Genomic DNA, 3396 nt, shown 5'->3' with positions numbered 1-3396 from the left:
TCGTTGTAGTGTGGCGCTTCAGCGCGAGGCTGCGAAGGACCGATGCCATGGGGAAGTGCGACCGCGCCTGGACTAAACCCCAAAGTTCGGATTTTGATGCCACATCTGAGTAGTTATTCCCAAGAACGCATTGCAGGAAGATTCATGGGATTCGGGGTTTTCATTCATCGCTCGGATTCGCGATACAACGATCGCCCCGCAGAGCAATACCAGTTTCCTCGCCCGTATCTGCGCCGCGTTGAAGCGTGTGTCGGCAAGTGGATTATCTACTACGAGCCCAGCAAGGTAAACGATACACGGGGCTATTACGCTGTAGCGAAAGTCCAGCAGATCATCCCCGATCCGGTAACGCCTGACATGTATCTCGCGCTGATTGAGCCCGGAAGCTACCTCGATTTCGTCAATCCTGTTCCATTTAGCGGATCTGATGGTCCCGTCGAACGAGGCCTGCTCAATGATGAGGGACGGATTTCTGGCCGCGCCCAATCTGCCGTCCGCGCACTCAGCCCAAGTGACTTCAACCGGATCATCGATCTGGGCCTGGATACGAATGAGTTGTTGCTGCCGCGCGTTGATGAGGTCGGCATATCTGCCGGCTTTCAGGATGAGCAGGCGCCATTCGAATTCGAGCAGAGTCGTGATCGCGTAAGCTACATCGGATCGCGAATCGTGCGGGACCGCATTTTTCGTCGAGTCGTCTTACGTGCCTATGACGAGCGCTGCGCGATCACAGGTCTCAAGCTGATAAATGGCGGAGGCCGAGCAGAGGTTTCTGCCGCACATATTCGACCGGTTGAGGCGGACGGGCCTGATGTCGTCAACAATGGGATCGCACTGTCCGGCACTGCGCATTGGATGTTCGACCGTGGATTGATCAGCCTGTCGGACGATTTGGAAATCCTGATCTCCAGACAGGTCAATGACTTCGACAGCGTGCAGGGCTTCATAAACAGGACGCGCCGCGCGCTTCCGCCTCGCCGACAGCTCGAACGCCCGCATCCTCATTTCTTGCAATGGCATCGCGAGCACTGTTTCAAGCAATAGGCGGTGTCTCGAAGCTGCCCCGCCTGTCCATGGGAAGGCTTTGCTTACGGGCCTCCTTTAAGCGGGAAGAGCCCCCCTCAGTCCTTCGCCCGCTCCACATAAGCGCCATCGGCCGTCATCACCACCACGCGGGTGCCCGGCGCGATGTGCGGCGGCACCAGGGTGCGCACGCCGTTGGACAGCACGGCCGGCTTGTAGGATGACGAGGCCGTCTGGCCCTTGGTCGTCGGCTCGGTTTCCACCACTTCGAAGGTGGCGCGCTGCGGCAGCACCAGGGAAATGGCAATGCCGTTGAACTGCGACACCTGCACGGCCATGCCTTCCAGCAGGTAAGGCGCCATGTCGCCGACCACGGCTTCCGACACCGCGACCTGGTCGTAGCTTTCCGGGTTCATGAAATGAAAGCCTTCGCCGTCGCGATAGAGGAAGGTATGCTCGCGCTCTTCCACATAGGCGCGCTCCACCTGTTCGGTGGTGCGGTAGCGCTCCGAAACTTTCACCCCGTCGCCGATGCGGCGCATGTCGAGCTGCGTTACAGGCGTGCCCTTGCCTGGGTGGATGTTTTCGGCAAAGAGGATCACATAAAGCTTGCCGTCCTTGTCGACGACGTTGCCTTTGCGGAGCGAACTGGCGATGACTTTCACCACGGTTTTAAATCCTGCAAGAAGAGTTGACTGGCGTTTGCCGGCTTGTGCGGCGCTGGATGGGGGCCTACCGCATCTTGGCCGCCGCCGCCAGCCCCCTTCCACCATGATCCGAGCCGCATGACCGAAGCTTCGCCCTGGTGGACGCCTGACGTTCATGCCGACCGCCGCCCGCGGCTGATGCTGCGCAACGGCATCGCCGCCAGCTTGCGCGACTGGTTCGCCGCCCATGATTTCGTCGAGGTGCAGACGGCGGCCCTGCAGATTTCGCCCGGCAACGAGGCGCATCTGGCGGCTTTCGCCACCGAAGCGGTCGGGCCGGACGGCGCAAGGGCGCCGCTCTATCTCCACACCTCGCCGGAATTCGCCTGCAAGAAGCTGCTCGCCGCCGGTGAAGTCAGGATTTTCAGCTTCGGTCCGGTCTACCGCAACCGCGAGCGCGGCGCCTTGCACCATCCCGAATTCACCATGCTCGAATGGTATCGGGTGGGCGAAGCCTATGAGAGCCTGATGCTGGATTGCGCGGCCTTCCTGGCGCTGGCCGCTACAAGGGCAGGGGCGACTCTTTTCTCTTTCCGGGGCCGCGACTGCGATCCGTTCGCCGAGCCGGAACGGCTGACGGTGGCGGACGCCTTCACCCACTATTCCGGCATCGATCTGCTGGCCACGGTCGCCGCCGACGGGAGCACCGATCGCGACGCGCTATACGCCGCCTTGATCCGGGCCGGCATGCGTACCGCGCCCGACGACAGCTGGGCCGACCTGTTCAGCCGGGTGATGGTGGAAAAAATCGAGCCATTCCTCGGGCAGGGACGAACGACCATCCTGTGCGAATATCCGGTGGCCGAGGCGGCACTGGCACGGCCGAGCCCACGCGACCCGCGCGTGGCGGAGCGTTTCGAGCTCTATTGCTGCGGCGTCGAACTCGCCAACGGCTTTGGCGAACTGACCGACGCCGACGAGCAGCGCCGGCGCTTCGTCATCGAGATGGACGAGAAGCAGCGCATCTATGGCGAGCGCTATCCGCTGGACGAGGATTTCCTCGCCGCCCTTGCCATCATGCCGCCGGCCAGCGGCATCGCGCTCGGCTTCGACCGGCTGGCGATGCTGGCCACCGGCGCGCAAAAAATCGAGGACGTGATCTGGACGCCTGTTGCCTGAGGCGCGGAAAGATCTGGCCTATTCGATTCCAGGGATCAAGACTGGACCGTGACCCCGAACCAAGAGACCACATGATCGGTACTGGATTCACGGTCAATCGGGAAGATCTACAGTGGCTGCTTCTGAAACGGTCGAAATCGCCATTGTCGGCGCCGGAGTTGTCGGGCTGGCGACGGCACTTCGCCTTGTCGCGGACGGCCGCGAAGTCCTGCTCATCGATCCCCATGAGCCGGGCTCCGGCGCCTCATCAGGCAATGCCGGAACGATCGCCGAATACGCCTGTATGCCGGTCGGCAGTCCAGCCGTGCTGCGCGCGCTGCCAAAGTTGCTGCTTGATCCCGACAGTCCGTTTTCGCTGCGCTGGCCGGCACTGCTGCAACTGGCGCCCTGGCTGGTTCAATTCGTGCGGCAATCGCTGCCGGCGGCGACCCAGGCCAATGCGCTGGCGCTCGCCGGACTGCTGGCCGACGCCCTTCCGGCCTGGGAAGACATGATCGGGGAGGCCGGGCTGGAGGACCAGCTGCGCCGCAATGGCTGTCTTTACCTC

Annotated in this window: 4 protein-coding genes; 3 read left to right on the top strand and 1 reads right to left on the bottom strand. The window is 62.2% G+C overall.

The window, feature by feature from the left end:
- Nucleotides 1–144 precede the first annotated feature (144 nt).
- On the top strand, nucleotides 145–1044 hold the full coding sequence (locus tag EN893_RS24920; protein ID WP_127266864.1) for an HNH endonuclease: 900 nt from the start codon (nucleotides 145–147) through the stop codon (nucleotides 1042–1044).
- Between the two features lie 77 nt (nucleotides 1045–1121).
- On the opposite strand, the gene efp is transcribed toward EN893_RS24920, so the two are convergent.
- Nucleotides 1122–1691: an elongation factor P gene (gene efp / locus EN893_RS24915; protein ID WP_027038615.1), complete on the bottom strand. Its 570-nt coding sequence runs from the start codon at nucleotides 1689–1691 to the stop codon at nucleotides 1122–1124.
- A 117-nt stretch (nucleotides 1692–1808) separates the two neighbouring features.
- On the opposite strand from efp, the gene epmA reads away from it, so the two are divergent.
- Together epmA and EN893_RS24905 are read left to right on the top strand one after the other, a co-directional pair.
- On the top strand, nucleotides 1809–2849 hold the full coding sequence (gene epmA / locus EN893_RS24910) for an EF-P lysine aminoacylase EpmA (protein ID WP_127266863.1): 1041 nt from the start codon (nucleotides 1809–1811) through the stop codon (nucleotides 2847–2849).
- A gap of 112 nt (nucleotides 2850–2961) precedes the next feature.
- Nucleotides 2962–3396: FAD-dependent oxidoreductase (locus tag EN893_RS24905; protein WP_164901079.1), on the top strand; the 435-nt coding region annotated here is incomplete at its 3' end.

The organism is Mesorhizobium sp. M7A.F.Ca.CA.004.04.2.1 (genome assembly GCF_004022825.1).
GTDB lineage: Bacteria > Pseudomonadota > Alphaproteobacteria > Rhizobiales > Rhizobiaceae > Mesorhizobium.
The sequence above is the reverse complement of the archived record's forward strand: the minus strand, read 5'-3'. Positions and strand labels throughout refer to the sequence as shown.

Bases quoted from the DNA above. Each gene is read 5' to 3' on its own strand.
- epmA (WP_127266863.1), top strand. From the start codon at position 1,809: ATGACCGAAGCTTCGCCCTGGTGGACGCCTGACGTTCATGCCGACCGC.
- EN893_RS24920 (WP_127266864.1), top strand. From the start codon at position 145: ATGGGATTCGGGGTTTTCATTCATCGCTCGGATTCGCGATACAACGAT.